The 23,175-nt window shown below is 72.0% G+C and carries 19 protein-coding genes and 2 tRNA genes; 11 read left to right on the top strand and 10 right to left on the bottom strand.

Annotated elements, in window-relative coordinates; translation table 11 throughout:
- Positions 1-314: 314 nt before the first annotated feature.
- The 3 genes from ettA to ptsP form a co-directional block, all read right to left on the bottom strand.
- The gene (gene ettA, locus IXW69_RS10325; RefSeq protein ID WP_194786263.1) at positions 315-1,997 is read right to left on the bottom strand and encodes an energy-dependent translational throttle protein EttA; all 1,683 of its coding nucleotides are present in this window, start codon (positions 1,995-1,997) and stop codon (positions 315-317) included.
- Between the two features lie 156 nt (positions 1,998-2,153).
- The gene (locus IXW69_RS10320; protein WP_194786262.1) at positions 2,154-3,140 is read right to left on the bottom strand and encodes an acyl-CoA thioesterase; all 987 of its coding nucleotides are present in this window, start codon (positions 3,138-3,140) and stop codon (positions 2,154-2,156) included.
- The gene (gene ptsP / locus IXW69_RS10315) at positions 3,137-4,834 is read right to left on the bottom strand and encodes a phosphoenolpyruvate--protein phosphotransferase (RefSeq protein WP_194786261.1); all 1,698 of its coding nucleotides are present in this window, start codon (positions 4,832-4,834) and stop codon (positions 3,137-3,139) included. The genes IXW69_RS10320 and ptsP overlap by 4 nt, the downstream gene beginning before the upstream one ends.
- Before the next feature lie 365 nt (positions 4,835-5,199).
- Between ptsP and IXW69_RS10310 the strand changes: the two genes are divergently transcribed.
- Together IXW69_RS10310 and malQ are read left to right on the top strand one after the other, a co-directional pair.
- Positions 5,200-5,430 (top strand): glucose PTS transporter subunit EIIB, encoded by a 231-nt coding sequence (locus IXW69_RS10310; RefSeq protein WP_194786260.1) that lies wholly within the window; start codon positions 5,200-5,202, stop codon positions 5,428-5,430.
- Between the two features lie 352 nt (positions 5,431-5,782).
- Positions 5,783-7,951 (top strand): 4-alpha-glucanotransferase, encoded by a 2,169-nt coding sequence (gene malQ, locus IXW69_RS10305; protein WP_194786259.1) that lies wholly within the window; start codon positions 5,783-5,785, stop codon positions 7,949-7,951.
- Between the two features lie 114 nt (positions 7,952-8,065).
- Here malQ and IXW69_RS10300 read toward each other — a convergent pair whose 3' ends face one another.
- The 4 genes from IXW69_RS10300 to IXW69_RS10285 all read right to left on the bottom strand — a co-directional run bounded on the left by IXW69_RS10300 (position 8,066) and on the right by IXW69_RS10285 (position 13,994).
- The gene (locus tag IXW69_RS10300) at positions 8,066-8,521 is read right to left on the bottom strand and encodes a PTS sugar transporter subunit IIA (RefSeq protein ID WP_194786258.1); all 456 of its coding nucleotides are present in this window, start codon (positions 8,519-8,521) and stop codon (positions 8,066-8,068) included.
- Entirely contained in the window at positions 8,518-8,748 is a 231-nt protein-coding gene (locus IXW69_RS10295) for a glucose PTS transporter subunit EIIB (protein ID WP_194786257.1), read from the bottom strand. The genes IXW69_RS10300 and IXW69_RS10295 overlap by 4 nt, the downstream gene beginning before the upstream one ends.
- Positions 8,749-9,009: 261 nt before the next feature.
- Complete coding sequence (gene pepN / locus IXW69_RS10290) at positions 9,010-11,583, bottom strand: aminopeptidase N (RefSeq protein ID WP_194786256.1); 2,574 nt, start codon at positions 11,581-11,583, stop codon at positions 9,010-9,012.
- A 296-nt stretch (positions 11,584-11,879) separates the two neighbouring features.
- Positions 11,880-13,994 carry a M13 family metallopeptidase gene (locus IXW69_RS10285; RefSeq protein ID WP_194786255.1) on the bottom strand — a complete coding sequence of 705 codons (2,115 nt, stop codon included), beginning with the start codon at positions 13,992-13,994 and terminating at the stop codon, positions 11,880-11,882.
- A 97-nt stretch (positions 13,995-14,091) separates the two neighbouring features.
- On the opposite strand from IXW69_RS10285, the gene IXW69_RS10280 reads away from it, so the two are divergent.
- From IXW69_RS10280 to IXW69_RS10265, 4 genes are all read left to right on the top strand, one after another.
- Entirely contained in the window at positions 14,092-14,553 is a 462-nt protein-coding gene (locus tag IXW69_RS10280; protein ID WP_194786254.1) for a ribose-5-phosphate isomerase, read from the top strand.
- Positions 14,554-14,661: 108 nt separating this feature from the next.
- Positions 14,662-15,642 (top strand): Fpg/Nei family DNA glycosylase, encoded by a 981-nt coding sequence (locus IXW69_RS10275; protein ID WP_194786253.1) that lies wholly within the window; start codon positions 14,662-14,664, stop codon positions 15,640-15,642.
- Positions 15,618-16,220, top strand: a complete 603-nt coding sequence (locus IXW69_RS10270) for a DUF488 domain-containing protein (protein WP_323745281.1) — start codon at positions 15,618-15,620, stop codon at positions 16,218-16,220. Before IXW69_RS10275 ends, IXW69_RS10270 begins: the two co-directional genes overlap by 25 nt.
- A gap of 95 nt (positions 16,221-16,315) precedes the next feature.
- Positions 16,316-17,647, top strand: coding sequence for an alpha/beta fold hydrolase (locus tag IXW69_RS10265; RefSeq protein ID WP_194786252.1), 1,332 nt, complete (start codon positions 16,316-16,318; stop codon positions 17,645-17,647).
- Between the two features lie 110 nt (positions 17,648-17,757).
- Here the strand turns inward: IXW69_RS10265 and epsC are convergent, their stop codons facing one another.
- The 3 genes from epsC to IXW69_RS10250 form a co-directional block, all read right to left on the bottom strand.
- Positions 17,758-18,333, bottom strand: a complete 576-nt coding sequence (epsC, locus tag IXW69_RS10260; RefSeq protein WP_194786251.1) for a serine O-acetyltransferase EpsC — start codon at positions 18,331-18,333, stop codon at positions 17,758-17,760.
- 156 nt (positions 18,334-18,489) lie between these two features.
- Positions 18,490-19,416: a cysteine synthase A gene (cysK, locus tag IXW69_RS10255; RefSeq protein WP_194786250.1), complete on the bottom strand. Its 927-nt coding sequence runs from the start codon at positions 19,414-19,416 to the stop codon at positions 18,490-18,492.
- Positions 19,417-19,833: 417 nt separating this feature from the next.
- Complete coding sequence (locus IXW69_RS10250; RefSeq protein ID WP_194786249.1) at positions 19,834-20,559, bottom strand: IMPACT family protein; 726 nt, start codon at positions 20,557-20,559, stop codon at positions 19,834-19,836.
- Between the two features lie 150 nt (positions 20,560-20,709).
- Here IXW69_RS10250 and rpmF point away from each other — a divergent pair, with 150 nt between their 5' ends.
- From rpmF to tig, 5 genes are all read left to right on the top strand, one after another.
- Positions 20,710-20,874 carry a 50S ribosomal protein L32 gene (gene rpmF, locus IXW69_RS10245; RefSeq protein ID WP_067942450.1) on the top strand — a complete coding sequence of 55 codons (165 nt, stop codon included), beginning with the start codon at positions 20,710-20,712 and terminating at the stop codon, positions 20,872-20,874.
- A 34-nt stretch (positions 20,875-20,908) separates the two neighbouring features.
- Positions 20,909-20,979, top strand: a tRNA-Gly gene (locus IXW69_RS10240).
- A 54-nt stretch (positions 20,980-21,033) separates the two neighbouring features.
- Positions 21,034-21,110: transfer RNA gene (locus IXW69_RS10235), tRNA-Pro, on the top strand.
- Positions 21,111-21,263: 153 nt separating this feature from the next.
- Positions 21,264-21,554: an FMN-dependent dehydrogenase gene (locus tag IXW69_RS10230; RefSeq protein ID WP_194786248.1), complete on the top strand. Its 291-nt coding sequence runs from the start codon at positions 21,264-21,266 to the stop codon at positions 21,552-21,554.
- A gap of 187 nt (positions 21,555-21,741) precedes the next feature.
- A complete protein-coding gene (tig, locus tag IXW69_RS10225) occupies positions 21,742-23,097 on the top strand; it encodes a trigger factor (RefSeq protein ID WP_194786247.1) in 1,356 nt (451 codons plus the stop codon).
- Positions 23,098-23,175: the final 78 nt, after the last annotated feature.

The following is a 23,175-nucleotide window of genomic DNA, read 5'->3' as shown; positions in this document are numbered from 1 at the left end:
TGCCCAGCCGGGGCCACGTGGCTCCCTGTGAGGCGCACACGCGGCCGCCGTCCACCCGGGCGGCAGCCGCGTCGTCGTCGAGCTAGCGAGACATGGTCATTTCTCGTGACTTTCAGGCAGCCGGTGGCTCATCTGGAATGCGGCTTGGCGCGATGACGCAGATCTTCGTGGATGAGGCGCGCCATACGCCGTAGAAGTCACGAGAACTGACCACTCGCCGACGCCGTGGCATGCCGACAGACGCCGGCCGCCTCCTCCGGGGGGGGGAGAGACGACCGGCGTCGTCGCGACCGATCTCGGCGGGGCCGGTGGGGTCAGTCCCTCGTGAGCTTGCGGTAGGTGACGCGGTGCGGGCGCGCGGCGTCGGCACCGAGACGCTGGACCTTGTTCTCCTCGTAGGAGGCGAAGTTCCCCTCGAACCAGTACCAGCTGGCCGGGTTCTCCTCCGTGCCCTCCCAGGCGAGGATGTGGGTGGCGACGCGGTCGAGGAACCAGCGGTCGTGGGTGATGACCACGGCGCAGCCGGGGAACTCGAGGAGCGCGTTCTCCAGGGAACCGAGCGTCTCGGTGTCGAGGTCGTTCGTCGGCTCGTCCAGGAGGATGAGGTTGCCGCCCTGCTTGAGCGTCAGCGCCAGGTTGAGTCGGTTGCGCTCACCACCGGAGAGCACCCCGGCCGGCTTCTGCTGGTCCGGGCCCTTGAAGCCGAAGGACGCGACGTAGGCGCGCGAGGGCATCTCCACCTGGCCGACCTGGATGTAGTCGAGCCCGTCGGACACGACCTCCCACAGGGTCTTGTTCGGGTCGATGCCCGCACGGTCCTGGTCCACGTAGGAGAGCTTGACGGTCTGGCCGATCTTGAGCTCGCCCCCGTCGAGGGGCTCGAGGCCGACGATCGTCTTGAACAGGGTCGACTTGCCGACGCCGTTGGGGCCGACGACGCCGACGATGCCGTTGCGGGGCAGCGTGAAGGACAGGTCGTCGATGAGAGTGCGGCCGTCGAAGCCCTTGTTGAGGTGGCTGGCCTCGAGGACGACGTTGCCCAGGCGCGGGCCCGGCGGGATCTGGATCTCCTCGAAGTCGAGCTTGCGGGTCTTCTCGGCCTCCGCGGCCATCTCCTCGTAGCGGGCGAGGCGGGCCTTGGACTTCGTCTGGCGTCCCTTGGCGGAGGAGCGGACCCAGTCGAGCTCGTCCTTGAGGCGCTTGGCGAGCTTGGCGTCCTTCTTGCCCTGGACCTCGAGACGCTTCTCCTTGGTCTCGAGGTAGGTCGAGTAGTTGCCCTCGTAGGGGTAAAGGTGGCCGCGGTCGACCTCGGCGATCCACTCGGCCACGTGGTCGAGGAAGTACCGGTCGTGAGTGACCGCGATGACGGCGCCCTTGTAGGTCTTGAGGTGCTGCTCGAGCCAGAGGACGGACTCGGCGTCGAGGTGGTTCGTGGGCTCGTCGAGGAGGAGCAGGTCGGGCGCCTCGAGGAGGAGCTTGCACAGCGCGACGCGGCGGCGCTCACCACCGGAGAGGTTCTTGACGTCGGCGTCCGGCGGCGGGCAGCGCAGGGCGTCCATCGCCTGCTCGAGCTGGGAGTCGAGGTCCCAGGCGTCTGCGGCGTCGATCTCCGTCTGGAGCGTGCCCATCTCCTCCATGAGGGCGTCGAAGTCCGCGTCCGGGTCCGCCATGGCGGCGGAGATCTCGTTGAACCGGTCGAGCTTGCCCTTGATCTCGGCGACGCCCTCCTCGACGTTGCCGAGGACCGTCTTGTCCTCGTTGAGCGGGGGCTCCTGCATGAGGATGCCGACGCTGTAGCCGGGGGAGAGGCGGGCCTCGCCGTTGGATGGCTGGTCGATGCCGGCCATGATCTTGAGGATCGAGGACTTGCCCGCGCCGTTGGGGCCGACCATGCCGATCTTGGCACCCGGGAGGAACGCCATGGTGACGTCGTCGAGGATGACCTTGTCGCCGTGCGCCTTGCGCGCCTTCATCATCTGGTAGATGTACTCAGCCACTGCCTTGCTGCGCCTTTCGTCAGGGTGTGAGCGTGTGCTTCCGCGCGCCGACGGCGGGGGCCCCCGGCCGTGCGCGCACCGCGGCCCAGCCTACGGGAGCACCCACCGGGTGACGACGGCGCTGAGCCGTGAGCCGATGCACGCCCTTGCGCCCGCTCAGCCCTGCTCGGGCTCGGGGATGGCGGAGCCGTCGTCGCCCTCGGCGACGCGGATCTCCCACTCGCCGCTGCCCTTCGACGTCGCGGTGGGGACGCGGACCATACCCTCCTGGGCGATGGTCGAGACGAGGCGGCCCCTGGAGTCGAAGACCTCGGCGCGCGCCATGGCGCGGCCGCCGGATGAGGAGTGCGAGTCCTGGACGAAGAGGAGCCAGTCGTTGACGTCGACGTCGCGGTGGAACCACTGCGCGTGGTCGAGGGTCGCCAGGCTCATCCCCTCGGTGCGCCAGGACAGCCCGCGGCTGCGCAGGGCCGGCTCGAGCATGATCTGGTCGCACATGTAGGCGAGCAGCGCGCGGTGCACGGTCTGCGAGGCGCCCTCGGGCACGGTGCCGCGGGCGCGGGCCCACACCCGCTGGTGGTCGGTGCGCTCGGCGGCCGGGCGCAGGTAGATGTTGTCCTCCACGTGCCGCAGGTCAAAGGCAGCGGTGCGGCCGAGGAACTTGGCGACCGGGTGGTCGATGGTGCGGAAGATCTCGAGCGCGCTCGTCAGCTCCTCGGGACGTGGGACGGCGGGCGCGGTCGCCTGCACGTCCTCGCCCTCCTGGGCATCCTGGAAGGAGGAGATCATCTGGAGGATGACGCGGTCGTCCTGCGACGCCGTCGTGCGGCGCTGGGAGAAGGAGCGGCCGTCGTGCAGGTCCTCGACGTCGAAGCGGATCGGGGCGTCCGGCTTGCCCCCGCGCATGAAGTAGGCGTGCACGGAGTGCGGGAGGCGCTCGTCGAGTCCGGCGTCGCGCAGCGTCGCGGCGGCGGCGAGGAGCCCCTGGGCGACGACCTGGCCGCCGTAGACGCGGCCGGAGAGCTGGGGGAGAGAGGTGCCCGAGAGGGCACCCTCCCCGTCCGCCGGCGCGAGGGCCAGGATCCGGGTGACGGAGCCGAGCGGCTCCTCGCTGGCAGGCGGGACGGGGAAGGGGGACGTCACAGACCGAGCTCCTCGAGGATCGGCAGCTCGGCGCGGACGGCCTCGCGGGCGGCGTCGGCCGTGATGGCGTCGATGGCGACCTGGGCGAGGCGCTGGGCGTCCTCGAAGGTGACCGTCTTGAGGACGGCGTCGACGTCCGGGAGGGCGCGGGCCGTCATGGACAGGCTCTTGACGCCGAGGCCCACGAGGACGACGGCGAGGGCCGGGTCGGCAGCGGCCTCGCCGCAGACACCCACCGGGCGGTCCTTCGGGGCACCGCCGTCGCAGGCGGCCTTGATGAGGCGGAGGACGGCCGGCTGCCAGCCCGTGGAGAGGTCCGCGAGGGAGGACAGGAGGCGGTCGGCGGCCATGACGTACTGCGTGAGGTCGTTCGTGCCGATCGAGGCGAAGTCCGCGTGCTCGAACATCTTGTCCGCGAGGATGGCGGCCGAGGGGACCTCGATCATCATGCCGGCGGTCTTGAGGCCGTAGGAGCGGGCCTTCTCCGCGAAGGCCTTGGCCTCCTCGGTCGTCGAGATCATCGGGGCCATGACCCACACGTGGGCGTCGGTCTCCGCCTCCGCCTTGGCGAGGGCCTCGAGCTGGTGCTCGAGGACCTCGGGGTTGCGGCGCGTCGTGCGGTAGGCGCGGACACCCAGGGCCGGGTTGGCCTCGGTGGCGTCGGTGAGGAAGGGGAGGGGCTTGTCGGCGCCGGCGTCCAGGGTGCGGACGACGACCTTCTTACCGGGGAAGGCCTCGAGGACGGCCTTGTACGCCTCGACCTGGGCCTCGACGGTCGGCTCCTCGGGCTGGTCGAGGAAGCAGAACTCCGTGCGGAAGAGGCCGACGCCCATGGCGCCCGCCTCGGCGGCCGAGCGGGCGCCGGCGCCGTCGCCGACGTTGGCGAGGAGCTGGACCTCGCGGCCGTCCTTGAGGCCGCCGTCGCCCTTGAAGACGCGGACGCGGCTGGCGAGCTCGCGGGCGCGGCGGAGGGCGTCCTCGCTCGGGTTGAGCGTGATGATGCCCTTGGTGCCGTCGACGAGGACGATGTCGCCGTCGTGGAGCTGGTCGGTCACCTCGGAGCCTGCGCCGACGATCGCGGGGATGCCGAGGGCGCGGGCGAGGATCGAGGTGTGGGAGGTCGGGCCGCCCTCGGAGGTGACGAAGGCGAGGACCTTCTCCGGGTCGATGAGGGCGGTGTCCGCCGGGGCGAGGTCCTCGGCGACGAGGACGAAGGGCTCGGGCAGGCGCGGGATGCCGGGCATGGGGGAGTCGGTGAGGACCGCGACGATGCGGTCGCGCACGTCCTGGACGTCGCGGGTGCGCTCGGCCATGTAGCCGCCGAGGGACTCGAGCATGGAGGCGAGCGAGCCGGCTGCCTCCCAGACGGCCCGCTCGGGGACGAGGCGGCGCTCCTTGACCATGGCCTGCGCGGAGGAGGTGAGGGTCGGGTCGGCGGCCATCTGGGCCGTCGTCTCGAGCAGGGTCTTGCCGTCGCCCTTGGCCTCGGCGGCGGAGAGCTCGAGGCTCTTCTTGACCGTCTGCGCAGCCTCAGCGATGTGCTCGCACTCGGTCTCGACGTCGCTGTCGGCGGGCAGGGTGGCGACGGCGGGCTCGGTGATGCCGGGGGCCATGCGGGCCACGGGACCCGCGACGAGGCCCGGGCTGACGCCGATGCCGTTCAGGGAGGTGGGGTTGTCGTCGGTCGTGGACATGAGTGCTCCTCAGCGGAGGTGGAGTGCGGGCTGTCACCGGTCATTGTGCACGGTGCGGACCGTTCGCGAGTACTTTCAGCCGCCGATGAACCACGTCGGTCGCACAGGTCGGAGCCGCTGCCGGCTTCGCGCGGAGGGCGTGCGGACCGTCCCTGACGTGCGAGGACCGCCTCGGGGTCGGGCGGTCTTCGCGACGGTGCCGTGGGGCGGGCTCAGAGGGCGCACGGGGAGGGTGGATCGGCTCCTCGTAGGGACCAACGGGGGGGCGACCCGCGCCACACTCCTGGGATAAAGTGACGCCGAACACGAAGGCCATCACGGGCGGCACCGCGCGCTGCGCCGGTGCGGAAGAGAGGACGAGTCACATGACCACTGCCGCTGAGATCCTTGCCGGACTGGGTGGGCGCGACAACGTGACGGACCTGGAGCCGTGCATCACCCGCCTGCGCGTCGAGGTCGTCGACCAGGAGAAGGTTGACGAGCAGGCCCTGCGCTCGGCAGGCGCCTTCGGCGTCGTCCGCTCGGGCCGTGTCGTCCAGGTCGTCGTCGGCCCCGTCGCGGACGCGCTCGCCAGCGAGATCTCGAAGTCCGAGTGACTGGCGCGCCGTCGCCCCTCGGGCGACGGTCGAGAGCTGCAAGGACCGCTCCCGGCACCCCGTGGGGCGCCGGGACCGGCTGCGTCCGCAGCCCGGTTCGCCCTGTCGGCGTCGCGGGCCGGCCGTGCCGCCGGCAGGGCGCGTCGCCCGGTGGTCGATGGCGGCTGGAATCCTGCCTCGACGTATGAAATCCTTGCAGCAAGAAGTGGATCCGCCCCCCGTGGCCGCCAAGGTCGGCGAGCTCGTCATGGCGGAGCCCCTTCGTCAGCACAGCGGTGCGGAGCCGGGAACGGCGCCGAGCCGGACCAGCCCCCGCGCCCCCCGCGCGACAGAGAGTGCAAGGTCGAGACTTATGACCCAGCCCACCATCACCCACGAGCCTGCCGGCGAGCGGCTGCGTGCGCTCGCCGAGGCGCACGGCGTCCTCACCGAGTACTGGGACTTCCGCGGCAACCTCGCCTCCCCGTCCCGGCAGACCCTCACCGCGGTCCTCGGCGCGCTCGGCGTGCCCGCCGTCACCGACGAGGAGATCGAGTCCTCCCTGCGCGAGGTCGAGCTCGCCCCGTGGCGACGCACCCTGCCCCAGACCGTGGTCGTGCGCGGCGGCGTCACGAGCCCCGTCGTCGTCCACTGCCCCGACGGCGCGAGCGTCACCGTCACCGCCGAGCTCGAGGACGGCAGCCGTCGCGCCCTCCCGCAGGGCGATGACTGGACCCCCGCTCGCGACGTCGACGGCACCCGGACCGGCCAGGCCACCTTCCTCGTCCCTGACGACCTCCCTCTCGGCTGGCACGAGCTCGTTGCCGAGGTCGGTCCCGCCCAGGGGCGCGAGGCGAGCACCTGCCGCGTGCCGCTCGCGGTCACCCCGGACCGCCTCGAGCTCCCCGCGGCGCTCGGCGAGCGCGGCTGGGGCGCCATGGCCCAGCTCTACTCCGTCCGGTCGCGCGGCTCCTGGGGCGTCGGCGACGCCGACGACCTCACCGAGCTCGTGTCCTTCCTCGGTGACGAGGGCGCCGACTTCCTCCTCATCAACCCCCTCCACGCCGCCGAGCCGACCGGCGCGATGACGCCGTCGCCCTACCTTCCGGTGACGCGCCGCTTCGTCAACCCGATCTACATCCGACCCGAGAACGTGCCCGAGGTCGCCAGGCTGTCCGGCCCGCAGCGCTCGCTCGTCCAGTGGGCCCTCGAGGAGGTCGCCGAGCAGGACCTCTCCAGCGCCCCCATCGACCGCGACGCGGCCTGGAAGGCCAAGCGCGAGGCCCTCGAGGTCATCTTCGACGCCGGCCGCTCCCGCGCCCGCCAGCGCGACCTGGAGCGTTTCCGCGCGGAGCAGGGCGAGGGGCTCGAGCGCTTCGCCCTGTGGTGCGCCCTCACCGAGAAGTACGGTGCCGCGGCCGAGTGGCCCGAGGAGCTGCACGACCCCGCTGGCCCCGCCGCCGCCGCGCAGGCCCGCGAGCTCGCGGACCGGATCGAGTTCTACGCCTGGCTCCAGTGGGTCGTGGACGAGCAGCTCGGCCGTGCCCAGGCCGAGGCCCTCGCCTCGGGCATGGCCCTCGGCGTCATGGACGACCTCGCCGTCGGCGTCCACCCCCGCGGTGCCGACGTCTGGTCCGACCCGGACGCCTTCGCCGAGGGCATCGAGGTCGGAGCCCCGCCGGACATGTACAACCAGCTCGGTCAGAACTGGTCCCAGCGCCCCTGGAGCCCCACCCACCTGGCCGAGACCGCCTACGCTCCCCTGCGCGACATGGTGCGCACCGTGCTGCGCCACGCCGGCGCCCTGCGCGTCGACCACGTCATCGGCCTGTTCCGACTGTGGTGGATCCCCGCCGGCATGGGGGCGAATGAGGGCGCCTACGTGCGCTACGACCACGAGGCCATGGTGGGCGTCGTGCTCCTCGAGGCGTACAGGGCCGGCGCCGTCATCATCGGCGAGGACCTCGGCACCGTGGAGCCCTGGGTCCGCGACTACCTCGCCAGCCGCGGCGTGCTGGGCACCTCGGTCCTCTGGTTCGAGAACCAGGAGGACGGCTGGCCCCGTTACCCCGGCGCCTACCGCCGCATGTCGCTCGCGACCGTGACCACCCACGACCTCCCGCCGACGGCCGGCTACCTCGCCGACGAGCACGTCGACCTGCGCGAGCGCCTCGGTCTGCTCACCGAGCCCGTCGAGCAGGTGCGCGCCGGGGCCCGCATCGAGCGCGAGCGCATGCTCGCCCGCCTGCGCGAGCACGGCCTCCTCAGCGACGACCCCTCTGAGCGCGAGGTCGTCGAGGCGCTCCACCGCTACGTGCTGCGCACCCCGGCGGTCCTCACCGCTGTGGCCCTCGTCGACGGCGTCGGCGAGCGCCGCACGCAGAACCAGCCCGGCACCGACCAGGAGTACCCCAACTGGAAGATGCCGCTGACCGACTCGGCCGGCGACGTCGTCCTCGTCGAGGACCTTCCCACCAACGCCCGCCTCGAGTCGCTCCTCGCCGCGGTCCGCGACGAGGTCGGCCAGCAGCGGCGCGCCTGAGCGGCGCCCCTCGTCCTCGTCGTCGCGCACGCAAGGGCGGGCCGCTCCCGCAGGGGAGCGGCCCGCCCTTCGACGTCGCTGTCGCACCGGAGGCCGGGGGCCTCCTCAGGACGCTCAGGCCCAGGTGAGGAGCCCGTCCCCGGCGGCGACTGAGCCCTTCGCCGCCAGGGCGACGTCCTCCTCCGCGGCCTCGAGCGCGATGACCGGGACCAGGGGGCTCAGGCCGTGCTCGGCGACCTCACCGGGGTCCCACGAGACCATCGCGTCCCCGGCGGAGACCTCGTCCCCGTCGGCGGCGTGGACCGTGAAGCCCTGGCCCTTGAGGCCGACCGTGTCGAGCCCGAGGTGGACGAGGACGCCGCGCCCGTCCTCGGAGGCGATGACGAAGGCGTGCGGATGGACCTTGGCGACCGTCCCGGAGACCGGGGCGACCGCCGTGACCTCGCCCTTGTCCCGGTCCGGGTCGATGGCGGCGCCGGTGCCCACGAAGCGGCCGGCGAAGACCGGGTCCGGGACCTGCTCCAGGGCGATGACCGTCCCGGCGAGAGGCGCCTGGACGGTCAGGGTCATCGCAGGTCCTCGATGTCCTCGGCGAGCGTGTCCGCGACCGGACCCATGACGACCTGGATGGTGCGTCCGACGGCGACGACGCCGTGGGCGCCCGCAGCCTTGAGGCCCTCCTCGTTGACCTTCTCCGGGTCGGCGACCTCGACGCGAAGCCGGGTGATGCAGGGCTCGAGCTCGTTGATGTTCTCGAAACCGCCGAGGGAGTCGATGATCTGCTGTGCCTGGGACATGGTGCGCTCCTGTCTGTTCCTGCGTCTGATGGTGGCTCGGGACGCCCGGCCTGCGTCGAGCCGGGGCGCGCCGGCCGGTGTGCGGACGCGACGGCTGACCGAGTCGTGGCTGAGCCGGGCGACGCCGCGCGCGCAGGGTCGCGGAGCGTGCCTCGACGCACGGTCCTGGGTGGCACGCGCCGGCGCCCCGGCTCCCTCGGAGGGAGCCGGGGCGCCGGCGCGTTGACGACGGGTCCGTGAACCGGTCGGGCTGGGGCCAGGTCAGGCCTTCTGCGTCTCGCGGGCCTCACGGGCCTGGATCCGTGCGACGCGGCGGGTGTCGTCGAGGTTCTCGATGACGATGCGCCGGAACGCGGCGGGGGAGTCCTCGTGGGAGGCGAGCCAGCGCTCGAGCGCACCCGCCGGGTCGACGCCAGGGAGGCCGACCGTCGCGGTCGACCACAGCGAGACCAGCAGGTTCTCGGCCATGTGGAAGGTCCGGGACTCCCAGATCGCGTCGGCGGTGCGGACGTACTCCTCGACATAGGGCGCGAGGAGCTCGGGGTCGCGGCGTGCCTCGATGAAGCCACGCAGGACCTTGACCTGGGTCTCGTTCGGCATCTTGGCGTCCTCGACGAGGGCCTGCCAGGTGGCGGCCTTCGCCTCGGCGGTTGGCACGGAGGCGCGTGCCTGGGCGGCGCGCTCCCGGCCCGTGGTGGTGAGGTCGCGCTTCTCCTCGGCGGCGATCTCCTCCTCCCCGGCGGCGCCTGCGGCGACGAGCCCGGTGAGGAGCTCCCAGCGCATGTCGGCGTCGACGGCGAGGCCCTCGAGGGCGGCGTCGCCGGTGAGCCAGCCGCGCACGACGTCGGTCTGCTTAGTGGTGACGGCGTTGGCGGCCACGGCGCGGGCCAGCTGGAGCTGCTTGTCGCTGCCGGGCTCGGCGGCGCGCGCGAGGGCGAGCAGGGCGTCGGCGGTGCCGGGCAGCGCGGCCTGGCGTGCGGCGGGCGTCAGGTAGGAGGTGACGATCCTCGTGATCTTGGCGATGAGGCCCTGGATGACGGAGGAGTGCGTCTCGACCTCGAGGGCGGCGAGCGCCGCGTCGAGGAAGCGGGAGGCGGCGAGCTCGCCGTCGCGCACCATGTCCCAGGCGGAGGCCAGGACGATGGAGCGGGGCAGGGAGTCGCTGAACTCGGCGACGTGCTCGAGGCCGGTGCTCAGCGAGCGCTGGTCGAGGCGGACCTTGGCGTAGGTGAGGTCGTCGTCGTTGAGGACGATGACGTCGGCGCGCTGGGTTCCGACGAGCTCGGGGACCTCGGTGCGCTCGCCGTCGAGGTCGAGCTCGATCCGGCCGGTGCGCGTGATGGCGCCGTCGGCCAGCGAGTAGGAGCCGATGGCGGCGCGGTGCGGGCGCAGCGAGGCGGGGGAGCCCTCGGGGACCGTCTGGACGACGGCGGCGGAGGTGATGACGCCGTCGGAGTCCGTCTCGATCTCGGTGGACAGGACGGTGACGCCCGCCTCCTGGAGCCAGACGCGGGTCCAGGCGGACAGGTCGCGGCCGGAGGCCTTCTCGAGCTCGGCCAGGAGGTCCGCGAGCGTGGCGTTCGCGTAGGCGTGGGCGTGGAGGTAGGAGGCGATGCCCTGGAAGAAGCTCTCGCGGCCCACGTAGGCGACGAGCGCCGTGAGGACGGAGGCGCCCTTGGCGTAGGTGATGCCGTCGAAGTTGACCTCGACGTCGTGCAGGTCGTTGATCTCCGCGGCGATCGGGTGGGTGGAGGAGAGCTGGTCCTGGTTGTAGGCCCAGTTCTTCTCGAGGGTCTGGAAGGTCGTCCACGCGTCGGTGAAGCGGGAGGTCTCCGCAGTGGCGAGGGTGGAGGTGTACTCGGCGAAGGACTCGTTGAGCCACAGGTCGTTCCACCACTTCATGGTGACCATGTCGCCGAACCACATGTGGGCGAGCTCATGGAGGATGGTGACGACGCGGCGCTCGACGCGGGCCTCGACGGGGCGGGAGCGGAAGATGTAGTCGTCGCGGTGGGTCACGCAGCCGACGTTCTCCATGGCGCCGGCGTTGAACTCGGGCACGAAGATCTGGTCGTACTTGCTGAAGGCGTAGTTCGTGCCGAAGAGCTCCTCGTAGTAGGCGAAGCCCTTCTTGGTGATGTCGAGGATCTCCTCGGAGTCCATGTACTCGAGGAGCGAGGCGCGGCAGTACGTGCCCAGCGGGATGACGCGTCCGTCCTTGGCGCGGTACTCGTCGGTGGCGCCCTTGTAGGGACCGGCGACGATCGCGGTGAGGTAGGAGGAGATCCGCTCGGTGGGCGCGAAGGCGAAGACCTGCTTGCCGCCCTCGGCGGTGGGCTCCGGGGTGGGGGAGTTCGAGAAGACGGTCCAGCCCTCGGGCGCGGTCACGGTGAAGGTGAAGGAGGCCTTGAGGTCGGGCTGCTCGAAGACCGTGTAGACCCGGCGGGAGTCGGGGACCTCGAACTGCGAGTAGAGGTAGGTCTCGTCGTCGGCGGGGTCGGTGAAGCGGTGGAGGCCCTCACCGGTGTGCATGTAGGCACAGTCGGCGACGACGGTCAGCTCGTTCGACTCCTTGAGGTCCGCCAGGACGATGCGCGAGTCGACGAAGACCTCGGAGGGGTCGAGCTCGGCGCCGTTGAGGGTGATGCGGTGGACCGCGGGCGCGATGAGGTCGATGAAGGTCGTGGCGCCGGGGGTGGCCGTGAAGCGCGCGGTCGTCGTCGACCGGAAGGTCTCCTCGCCGGTGGTGAGGTCGAGGGCGACGTCGTAGCTCTCGGCGGTGACGAGGCCGGCGCGGGTTGCCGCCTCCTCGCGGGTCAGGTTCTGACCGGGCATGTGTGTGCTCCTAGGGGTCGGTGGAACGGGGGGCAGCCCCAGGCTGCGCCCGCCTTCGCTGGGGTCGCCGGCGGAGCGCGGGCAGACGTACAGGCAATCCTCTCACTGCTGCGTCGCTGCGGTCTCGCATGGACTTCTGCCCGCGGCGTGCCTCTCAGGTCCGCCGCACCGCAGCACCCTGGGTCGCGGCGGTCGCACGGTGCCTCAGGCGGCGGCGTGGCAGAGTGGGCCCCTCATTCCCTGGGGATGAGGGGCCCACCGGGCACCGGTCTGTCAGCGTGGACCGCGGTCTCGGGTCACCAGATGCTCACGCGCTCCTCCGGGGCGAGCCACAGACCGTCCTGCGGCGTCGTGCCGAAGGCCTCGTGGAAGGCGTCCACGTTGCGCACGATCCCGTTGCAGCGGAACTCACCGGGCGAGTGCGGGTCGATCGTCAGCAGCAGCTCGGCGTAGTCCTCGCGGTTCTTCCCGCGCCAGATCCGTGCCCACGAGTAGAAGAATCGCTCCAGCGCCGTGAGCCCGTCGATGACTGGAGCGTCAGCGAAGGACTCCACGCCCTCGCGGCGCAGCGCGAGGGCGTAGGCCTTGAGGGCGATGCCCAGGCCGCCCAGGTCGCCGATGTTCTCGCCGATCGTCAGGGCGCCGTTGACGTGCGGGACCTGCGCGAGGTCCGTGCCCTCGCGCTCGGCGCGCTCGACCAGGGCCGTCGGCTGGAAGGCGTCGTACTGGGCGATGAGGGCGGCCGTGCGCGCCGTGAAGGCCTCGCGGTCCTCCTCGGTCCACCAGTCCGACACCTTGCCGTGCCCGTCGAAGGTCGAGCCCTGGTCGTCGAAGCCGTGGCCGATCTCGTGGCCGATGACGGCGCCGATGCCCGCGTAGTTGACGGCGGCGTCGGCCTCGGGGTCGAAGAAGGGAGGTTGGAGGATCGCGGCCGGGAAGACGACCTCGTTCATCGTCGGGTTGTAGTAGGCGTTGACCGTCTGCGGCGTCATGTGCCACTCGGCGCGGTCCACCGGGGAGCCGAGCTTGCGCAGCGAGCGGGCCAGCTCGAAGAGCTCGACGCTGCGGACGGAGGCGATGACGTCCCCGGGTGTCACGACGACGTCGGCGTAGTCGCGCCACGTGTCCGGGTAGCCGATCTTCGGCGTGAACTGCGAGAGCTTCTCCAGAGCACGCTCACGCGTGGCGGGCCCCATCCAGCTCAGCGAGGAGATCGACCCGCGGTACGCCTCGATGAGGTCGGTGACGAGACGTTCCATCTCGGCCTTGTACGACGGTGGGAAGTGACGCGCCACGTAGAGCTCGCCGAGGGCCTCGCCGAGAGTCCCCTCGATGAGGCCGACGCCGCGCTTCCAGCGGGCGCGCAGCCCGTCGACGCCCTGGAGGCGCTTGGAGTAGAAGTCGAAGTTCGCGGTGACGAAGTCCGAGGAGAGCAGGGTGGCGCGCCCGTGGACCGTGTGCCATAGGGCCCACGCGCGCAGGTCCTCGAGGTCCGCGTCGGCCCAGACGCCGGCGGCGTGGCCGACGTAGTCGGGCTGCTCGACGATGGCCTCGTCCAGGAAGCCGCGCAGGCCCGTGCCCGCGGCCTCGGCGGCGGCGGCGATGCCCCCGCGCCAGGCCTCCCACGGGAAGGCCTCGCCCGAGGCGGCGAGCTCCGCCCACGTCGTCGGGTTGTTCATCCGCTCGATGTCGCGGCAGGCGACGCGGTCCCAGTGGCCCTTCGCGATGCGGGTCTCCAGGGCCATGACGCGCTCGGCGAGGTCCTGCGCCTGTGCGCCGAGGCGCTCGTCGAGGCCCGCGAGGGACAGCATCCGGGCGACGTGCGCGACGTAGGCCTCACGCAGGTCCTCCTGGGACTCCTCGCGGTAGTAGGACTCGTCGGGCAGACCAAGGCCGTCCTGACCGAACCACGTGGTGTAGCGCTCCGGGTCGTTGAGGTCCACCTCGACGTCGACGCCGAACAGGCCCGTGAAGCCGGCAGGCACGCCGGCGCCGATCGCGCGGGCCAGCTCCTCCTTCGTGGAGGCGCCCAGGAGCGGGGCGAGCTCGGGCTCGAGCGGGGAGGCGCCGAGGGCCTCGACGGCCTCCTCGTCGATGAAGGATGCGTACAGGGCCCCGATCTTGTCCGAAGGGGTCGTCGGTGCGTCCGCGCTGCCGGAGACTGACCAGTCGGCCGCGGCCTCCTCGAGGATCTCCCGGCAGGCCGCCTCGGCGGCGTCGCGCAGGAGGACGAAGGAGCCAAAGCCTGGGCGGTCTGCCGGGATCTCAGCGGTGCGCAGCCAGGCGCCGTTGACGTGGCGGAACAGGTCGTCCTGGGGTCGGACGGTGGGGTCGGCAGCGGTCGTCTCGTAGACGCCTGCGAGGACGTCGCCGTCCTCGGCGGCCCCTGCGGCGGTGGTCGTGTCAGTCATGGGTGACACGCTAGCCGCAGGCGTCAGCCCGCCGACCGTGCACGGACGTTCACCGCTCGGCTGCACGGCCTGTTTCGCCTGGGGCACAATCGGTCTCATGCGCATCCACATCGCCTCCGACCACGCCGGCTACGAGCTCAAGAGCGCCCTCATCGAGCACCTCACTGATGAGGGGCACGAGGTCGTCGACCACGGCGCCTTCGAGTACGACGCCCAGGACGACTACCCCGCCTTCTGCATCGAGGCGGCCGAGGCCGTCGTCGCCGAGCCGGGCAGCCTCGGCGTCGTCATCGGCGGCTCCGGCAACGGCGAGCAGATCGCCGCCAACGCCGTCGACGGCGTCCGCGCGGCCCTCGCCTGGAACGACGACACCGCCCGCCTCGCCCGGCAGCACAACGACGCCAACGTCATCTCCGTGGGCGGTCGCATGCACCCCATCGAGGACGCGATCCGCTTCGTCGACATCTTCGTCGCCGAGCCCTTCAGCGGGGACGCCCGCCATCAGCGCCGCATCGACCAGCTCGCCGCCTACGAGCGGCGCGCCCACCAGGGCGCCTGACGACATCGCGGCGACGACCGGTGGCGCACCGGCCGCGTCGTGGTCCTCCTGCCCTGCCCGAGGCGGCTCCGGCAGCCCGGCGCCCGCTCGGGCGGTACCGTCACCACCATGCCCGAAGGCCACACCGTCCACCGCCTCGCCGCCGCCCTCGCCGAGCTCTACGGGGGCGTCCGCGTGCACACCGCCTCCCCCCAGGGCCGCTTCGCCGACGGCGCCGCCCGTCTCGACGGACAAGTGCTCCTCGGCGCCGAGGCGCACGGCAAGCACCTCTTCTTGCCCTTCGCTCCCGAGCCCGACGTCCCCACCGACGACGAGGCCGTCACCTGGCTCCGGATCCACCTGGGCCTGTACGGGTCGTGGACCTTCGACGGCGACTCCGACTTCACCGCGCCGCACTCCATCGGCGCACCCCGGCGGCGCGTCGGCGAGCGGGGCGAGCACGCCCTGTCCCACGGCGGCGGCTCGGCCCTGTCCGGGCTCGCCGGCGGCGACCCCGTGCTCGGCGTCCCCACGCCGGGGGAGTGGGAGCCGCCCGAGCCGCGCGGTGCGGTCCGCCTCCGCCTTGAGAGCGAGCACGGCGTCGCCGACCTCACCGGGCCCGCAGCCTGCGAGCTCCTCGACGCCGCCGGCGTGGCCGCCGTCCGCCGTCGCCTCGGCCCGGACCCGCTGCGTGACGACGGGGACCGGGACGTCTTCGTCGCAGCCGTCCGCCGCCGCCGCAAGGCGGTCGGCGAGCTCCTCATGGACCAGTCGGTCCTCGCCGGCGTCGGCAACATCTACCGGGCCGAGACGCTCTTCCGCACGGGCATCAGCCCCTTCCGGGCCGGCAACCGGGTGAGCGAGGAGCGCCTGCGCGCCGTCTGGGACGACCTCGTGCCCCTCATGGAGTACGGCGTCGCCACCGGCTTCATCACCACCGTCGACCTCGAGGACGTCCCCGAGCCGCTGCCCGAGGGGGACGAGGAGGCCGGACGCTGGTACACCTACCACCGCGCCGACCGCCCCTGCCTCCGGTGCGGCACCCCGATTCGGGAGAAGGAGGTCGCCGCTCGGCGCCTCTTCTGGTGCCCGTCGTGCCAGGCCCGGTGAGCGGGGTGGGCGAGGCAGCCGGCGCCGTCACCGGCGCCCAGGTGCGGGCGATCCGCGTTCTCACCGTCGGACACTCCAACCTGGAGCTCGACGACTTCCTCGGCATGCTCCACGGCGCCGGGATCACCGACGTCGTCGACGTCCGCCGCCTCCCCGGATCGCGGAAGTACCCGTGGTTCGACCAGGACCCGCTGCGCGACTCACTGCGAGGCGCCGGACTCGGCTACCACCACCTCCTCGGCCTCACGGGGCGCCGCCCCAGGCAGAAGGACGTCGACCCGGCGGTCAACGCGTTCTGGCAGAACCAGTCCTTCCACAACTACGCCGACTACGCGCTCAGCGCCGAGTTCGCCTCCGGGCTCGACGAGCTGCGCACCGGCTGCGGCACCGTCCCAGCCGTTATGTGCGCCGAGGCCGTCTGGTGGCGCTGCCACCGTCGCCTCATCGCCGACCACCTCCTCGCGGCCGGTACCGAGGTCCGCCACCTCCTGGGGCCCGGCGAGGAGGCTCCCGCGACGCTCACCCGTGGCGCCGTCGTCGGACAGGACGGGAGCGTCACCTACCCCGACGCCGGCTGACCGGGGGAGGCGCTGCCCGAACGGGGCGACCGGCTCGATCGGTGCGCCGGCACCAGATCGCCCTCGGGGCCGTGCGCTGTCGGTAGCCTGCGAGCATGAGCACCGCGCCCCGCCTCGTCTCCGGCCCCTGGTCCGCCGCCACCGCCGGGCTCCTCACCCGCGACCACCGGATCGCCGTCCCCCTCGACCGCTCGGGCGCGGGTGACCGCTTCCCCGAGGGCACCGCACACGGCTCCGAGACCATCACCGTGTACGCCCGCGAGCTCGCCCGCCTCACCGACGCCCCCGGCGCCCCCGAGGACGGGCCCGCGGCCGACCGGCCGTGGCTCGTCTTCCTCCAGGGCGGCCCCGGCTGCGAGTCACCGCGCCCCAGCGCCGACGGCGGGACGGGATGGCTGGGCGCTGTCCTCGAGCACTACCGCGTCCTCCTCCTCGACCAGCGCGGCACCGGTGCGTCGACCCCGGTCGACCGGGCCGACCTCGGCGGGGACGCCGGCGGCACCGCCCGACTGCTCACCCACCTGCGGGCCGACGAGATCGTCGAGGACTGCGAGGACCTGCGCCGGGCGCTCGGCGTCGAGCGCTGGAGCCTGCTCGGTCAGTCCTTCGGCGGCTTCTGCGTCACGCGGTACCTCTCCGCCCACGCGGACTCCCTCGAGCACGTCTTCCTCACCGGAGGGCTGCCCGCCGTCGGGCGCTCCATCGACGAGGCCTACGCCCTCACCTACGAGGCGATGCGCCTCAAGAGCGAGGACTTCTACGGGCGCTACCCGGCCGACCGCGACCGCGTCGCCGCCCTCATGGAGACCGCGTCCCGCGGTGAGCTCCGCACGGCCGCGGGCGACGTCGTCGGCCCGACCCGGTTGCGCGGCCTGGGCTCGATGCTCGGCATGAGCCGCGGGATCGACGCGCTCCACCACCTGCTCGAGCGGGACGCCGACTCATGGGCCTTCCGCTACGACCTCGGGGCGAGCCTGCCGTTCGGTGGGCGCAACCCGCTCTACGCCGTCATCCACGAGTCCTGCTGGGCGGACGGCGGCGCCACCCGCTGGGCCGCCGAGCGCGTCCGCCCGGCCGCCTTCGACGACGACCCGACGCTGCTCACCGGCGAGCACGTCACGCGTGACTCCTTCACCGAGGACGCCACCCTGCGCCCGTGGCGCGAGGCCGCGGAGATCCTCGCCGAGCACGAGTGGCCCCGGCTCTACGACCAGGCGGCGCTCCGGGCCGCGGACGTCCCCGGCGCGGCGGCCGTCTACGCGCGCGACGTCTTCGTGCCCATGACGACGAGCCTCGAGACGGCCTCGCTCATGCCGCGGCTGCGCACGTGGGTGACGAGCGAGCACGAGCACAACGGCTCGGCCGCCAGCGGCGGCGCCGTGTTCCGCCGTCTCCATGAGCTCGCCACCGGCGCCGTCGTCCGTTGAGGCCGGTCGCTGTCCCCGTCAAGGTCGACCCGACGGAGCAGCCCTGACGCACGGGACCCCGACCGCGCTCGCGGTCGGGGTCCCGTCGGTGATCCCTGTCTCCGGATGGGTCAGATGTAGATCGTCGGGTCGAGCATGAGCTCGGGGTCGGTGCGCGGGTCGCGCACGCGCGCCGGCACGCCCACGCCGACGTGGTCGGCGGGCAGGTTCTTCACGAGCACCGCGTTCGCGCCGATCTTCGCTCCGTCCTCGACGGTGACCGGGCCCAGGACCTTGGCGCCCGCGCCGATCTGGACGTTGTTGCCGATCGTGGGGTGGCGCTTGCCGGGATTCGTGGAGACCCCGCCCAGGGTGACGCCGTGGTACATGAGGACGTCGTCGCCGACCTCGGCGGTCTCACCGATGACGACGCCCATGCCGTGGTCGATGAAGAAGCGGTCGCCGATCGTGGCGCCCGGGTGGATCTCGATACCGGTCACGCCCCGTGCCGCCTGCGAGACGGCGCGCGCGGCGAGCTTGTGCCCGTTGCCCCAGAGCCGGTGCGCGACGCGGTACGCCCAGATGGCGTGCACCCCCGGATAGAGGAGCGCGACCTCGAGGCTGGACCGGGCGGCCGGGTCCTGGCGGCGCGCGGCCGCGAGGTCCTCTCGGGCGTGGTCGAGGATGGACCGGTTCTTCTCGGGCATGTGCTCCTCCTGGGTGTCCCGGTGCCCGGCCTCCCGCCGGGTCAGGTGCTGCAACAGATGCTGCGTGAACCCCGACGGCGGTGCTCCTGCTCCCAGGAGCACCGCCGTCGGTCCCGGCGTCTCAGGGACGACGGCCGGGACTCGCGCAGGAGGGCCTCAGTTGAGGTACTCGGAGTACAGGGGGGTGGACAGGTAGCGCTCGCCGGTGTCCGGGAGGACGGTGACGATCGTCTTGCCCTCGAACTCGGGCCGCTTGGAGAGCTGGTCCGCGGCAGCCAGGGCGGCACCGGAGGAGATGCCGACGAGGAGCCCCTCCTCCTTGGCGGCGCGACGGGCGTACTCGATGGCGTCGTCGGAGGTGATGTGGAGCAGCTCGTCCCAGATCTCCTGGTCGAGGACCTCGGGAACGACGTTGGGGCCGAGGCCCTGGATCTTGTGCGGGCCGGCCTTGCCGTCGGACAGGAGCGGGGACTCGGCGGGCTCGACACCGTAGATCTTGGTCTCGGGGCGCTCCTCGCGCAGGACGGTGCCGACACCGGTGAGGGTGCCGCCGGTGCCGATGCCCGCGACGAAGACGTCGAAGTCGCCGGCCTGCTCGAGGAGCTCGCGCGCGGTGGTCTCGCGGTGGACGCGCGGGTTGGCCTCGTTGGTGAACTGCGAGGCGAGGATTGAGTTCGGCGTGGCCGCCTGGATCTCCTCGGCCTTCTTGACGGCTCCGGCGACGCCGCCCTCGGAGATAAGGATGAGCTCGGCGCCGAAGGCGCGCATGATCGCGCGGCGCTCCTTGGACATCGTCTCCGGCATCGTGATGATGACCTTGTAGCCGAGGGCCGCGCCGACCATCGACAGGCCGACGCCGGTGTTGCCGGAGGTCGCCTCGATGATCGTCCCGCCGGGCTTGAGGTCGCCGGACTCCTCCGCGGCACGGACGATGGACAGCGCGATGCGGTCCTTGACGCTGCCGGCCGGCTCGAAGGCCTCGACCTTGGCCAGGACGGTGGCGGGGCCGGAGATGACGCGGTTGATCTTGACGAGCGGGGTGCCGCCGACGGCCTCGGTAATGTCGTTGAGGTAGGAAGTCATGAGTGTCTCCTCTGTGTGCCAAGCGGGATCTCGATGTCGCGACCGGTCCCCGCGAGCGGTGGTGGATGGGTGTTCCGGTGCCCTGGGCTGCGTGCGCCGGGCGGTGACGGTTCGCGTCCGTCGGGTGCGGTGTGCAGGTGGGAGACGGTCAGGCGGGCGCCGCCGCGCCGTCGCCTTCCGGGGTGCGTCCCACCCCGAGCGCCGGGCATGCGCGCAGCGACGCGCGCACAGTGTCAAGGCCTGGCGCCCTATCGACACTGACAGCAGGAGGAGGACATCGCACGCATGACGCCGTTGGCCATCATGGGGGTCCTCCTCTCGGCTCAGGGCCGCGTGAGCGGCCGGTGCCTGGAAGGGTAGCGCCGTGTCCGCACCGGGCGTCAAGTTCGCGAGGTGCGGCTCACACCGTGAGACGGCTCAGGCTGGGAGCTCGACGAGCCTCGACCCGGCGGGCTCGGGTGCGGTGCCGCCCTGCGTCAGCTCGGCCACGGCCTGGGCCAGGAGCGCCGCGTCGTCGGCGTCCCCGGTGGTCACGAGGAGGACGGCGTGGGTGGCGCCCCAGATCGCCTCCTCGACGTCGATCCCGGCGCCGGCTCCACCGGCGAGTCCGCGCAGCTCGGCGTCGAGTCGGCCGGCATCGGCCACCGGGACGCGCACGTCCCACACGTCGCGAGAGACGATCCGAACCTGACGGGCCGCGGCGAGGGCCTCGCTCGCGGCTGCTGAGTAGGCCCGCACGAGGCCGCCCGTGCCGAGGAGCGTCCCGCCGAAGTAGCGGGTGACGACGACGGTCGTCGCCGTGAGGCTGCTGCCCCGCAGGACCTCGAGGATCGGCTGGCCCGCCGTGCCGGAGGGCTCGCCGTCGTCGCTGGAGCGCTCGACGGGCAGGGCGCCGTCGACGGGGACGGTGAAGGCCGAGCAGTGGTGCCGAGCATCGGCGTGGGCGGATCGGACCGAGGCGATGAAGGCGCGGGCCTCCTCCTCGGTGTCGGTGCGGGCGGCGCGGGCGAGGAAGTGGGACCGCTTGACCTCGAGATCGGTCTCGGGGTGGTCGCCGCGGGCCAGCGTGAGCCGGGGTGCCGGCGTGAGTCCCGAGCGGGAGGCGTCGCCGTCGGGGGAGGGGCTCGAGGAGGTCTGCGGCATGGGGGCATGATGACAGGTGCCTGACGGGACTGATCTCACACCGCGGTCGACGCGCCCGGGGTGGAAGGCGCTTGGTCGGAGTCGTTATGGTGTCCCTCGGTCCAGTTTCCGTTGGATCGAACGATCCCCAGACTTGAGAGGAGCGGGCTCATGGCAGTGCCGAAGCGGAAGATGTCCCGCAGCAACACCCGTAACCGCCGATCGCAGTGGAAGGCCGAGCTGACCGAGCTCAACACCATCCGCGTCGCTGGCCGCGAGATCACCGTGCCCCGCCGCCTGGCGAAGGCCTACAAGACCGGTCTCATCGAGCACTGATCTTGTGGTGGGTCGAGCGATCGACCCTCCGAACGCGGGTGTAGCTCAATGGTAGAGCCTCTGCCTTCCAAGCAGATTGCGCGGGTTCGATTCCCGTCACCCGCTCGGTGATCGAGTGAGGCCGCCGTCGGTTGCCCGACGGCGGCCTCACTCGTTCCACGGGGTATAGCGCAGCTTGGTAGCGCGCCTGCTTTGGGAGCAGGAGATCGTGGGTTCAAATCCCGCTACCCCGACCATCTGGTCCCGAGCCTCCAGCGGTGGTCCGGCGGCTCGTGCCGCTCGATCCTGGGGTCGGGTCCGGATCACGCACGTGATGGCGCACGGGGCTGTGACCGTGAGGGTCCCGGTCGACGAGCTCCAGGTGCGCCGGCGCCGCGTAGCCTGACACCGTGCCCTCCTACCGATCCATCCTCACCATCGGCGCGCTCCGGCCGGGTCACGGCCCGCAGGCCGTCGAGGACGCCGCCCGCTCCGCTGTCACCGCGTCCACGACCCTCGAGTCCTTCCAGGTCGACGTCGTCTCCGGCGCGCCCCGCGTGACGGTCCGCTTCACCGGAACGGACGACACCGACGCCCGTGAGGTCCATGAGCGCACGACGACCGCGGTCCGAAAGGTCGCCGCGGCACCACGCGCCGTGCTCGCCAAGGTCGTCTCCGGGCGCAGCGTGCCGGTCCTCTGAGCCGCCCCGCCTCGGGCGGCGTCGCGGTGACACCCGCTGGACGCCGGCTGTGCCCCGTCTCATTTTCCGGGTGATGGCCCCCTTGCCCTAAGATGGCACGGATTGACGCCGCACAGGGGCGTCGGCCGGGAGGCTCTGCGAGCGTCCCGCGTGAACACCAGCCACTCGTCTATCGGAGTACACCCTCGTGAAGAGCACTGTCGAGACCATCGACCCCGCGCGTATCAAGCTGACCGTGGAGGTCCCCTACGAGGAGCTCAAGCCGAGCCTCGACGCCGCCTACCAGGAGATCGGCTCCCAGATCCAGGTCCCCGGCTTCCGTCGCGGTCACGTCCCGACCCAGGTCATCGACCAGCGCGTCGGCCGTGGTGCGGTCATCCAGGAGGCCGTCAACGACAAGCTCCCCGACTTCTACCGCGACGCCATCACCGAGGCCGGTCGTGTGCCCATGGCCCAGCCCGAGGTCGAGGTCACCGAGCTCCCCAACGTCTCCGGCGCCCAGGGCGGCCAGCTCGGCTTCACCGCCGAGGTGACCGTCCGTCCGGAGATCGAGCTCCCCGAGCTCTCCGGCCTCAAGGTCGAGGTCGACCCGGTCACCGTCACGGACGAGGACGTCGAGACCGAGCTCGACAACCTCCGCGCCCGCTTCGGCTCGCTCAAGTCCGTCAAGCGCAAGGCCAAGACCGGCGACTTCGTCACCATCGACCTCAAGGCCGTCATCGACGGCGAGGAGGTCGACTCCGTCTCCGGCGTCTCCTACGAGATCGGCAAGGGGGACATGCTCAAGGGCCTCGACACGGCCCTGCGCGGCCTCCACTCCGAGGAGACCGCCACTTTCACCACGAAGCTCGCCGGCGGCGAGCACGAGGGCGAGGAGGCTGAGGTCACCGTCACCGCGCAGTCCGTCAAGCAGCGCGAGTTGCCCGACGCCGACGACGACTTCGCCCAGATGGCCTCCGAGTTCGACACCATCGACGAGCTCAAGGAGGACCTGCGCAAGCAGGCCGCGGACCGCAAGGCCGCCGACCAGGCCGTCGCCGCCCGCGACGCCCTCCTCGAGCAGCTCCGCGACGCCGTCAAGGTCGAGGCCCCCTCCGACGTCGTCGAGGACCAGATCAAGCAGCACCTCCAGGCCGAGGGCAAGGAGGAGGACGACCCGCACGCGGAGGAGATCCGCGAGGAGATGGTCACGGGCGTCCGCGACCAGATCATCCTCGACGTCCTCGCCGAGAAGCTCGAGGTCGGTGTCAACCAGGACGAGCTGATCGAGTTCCTCATCCAGACCGCGCAGCAGTACGGCATGGAGCCCGGTCAGTTCATGCAGGGCGCCCAGCAGGCCGGCCAGATCCCGGCCTTCGTCTCCGAGATCGCGCGCAACAAGTCCCTCGCCATGGCCCTGCGCCAGGTCGAGGTCAAGGACACCGACGGCAACGACGTCGACCTCACCGAGTACATTGGCTCCGACGAGCTCGACGCGCAGGACGCCGTCGACGCCGTCGAGGAGGCTGCTGAGGCCGCCGCTGAGGAGACCGAGGAGGCCTGAGCCTCACGCTCATCATGACGGCGCTGCTCGCCGTCGACAGCACGAGCGGGAGCGGGCCGCCACCCCCACGGGGTGGCG

It is taken from the genome of Actinomyces haliotis (assembly GCF_015355765.1).
Lineage (GTDB): Bacteria > Actinomycetota > Actinomycetes > Actinomycetales > Actinomycetaceae > Actinomyces > Actinomyces haliotis.
Note: the sequence above shows the minus strand (reverse complement) of the source record. Positions and strands in the feature narration are given on the sequence as shown.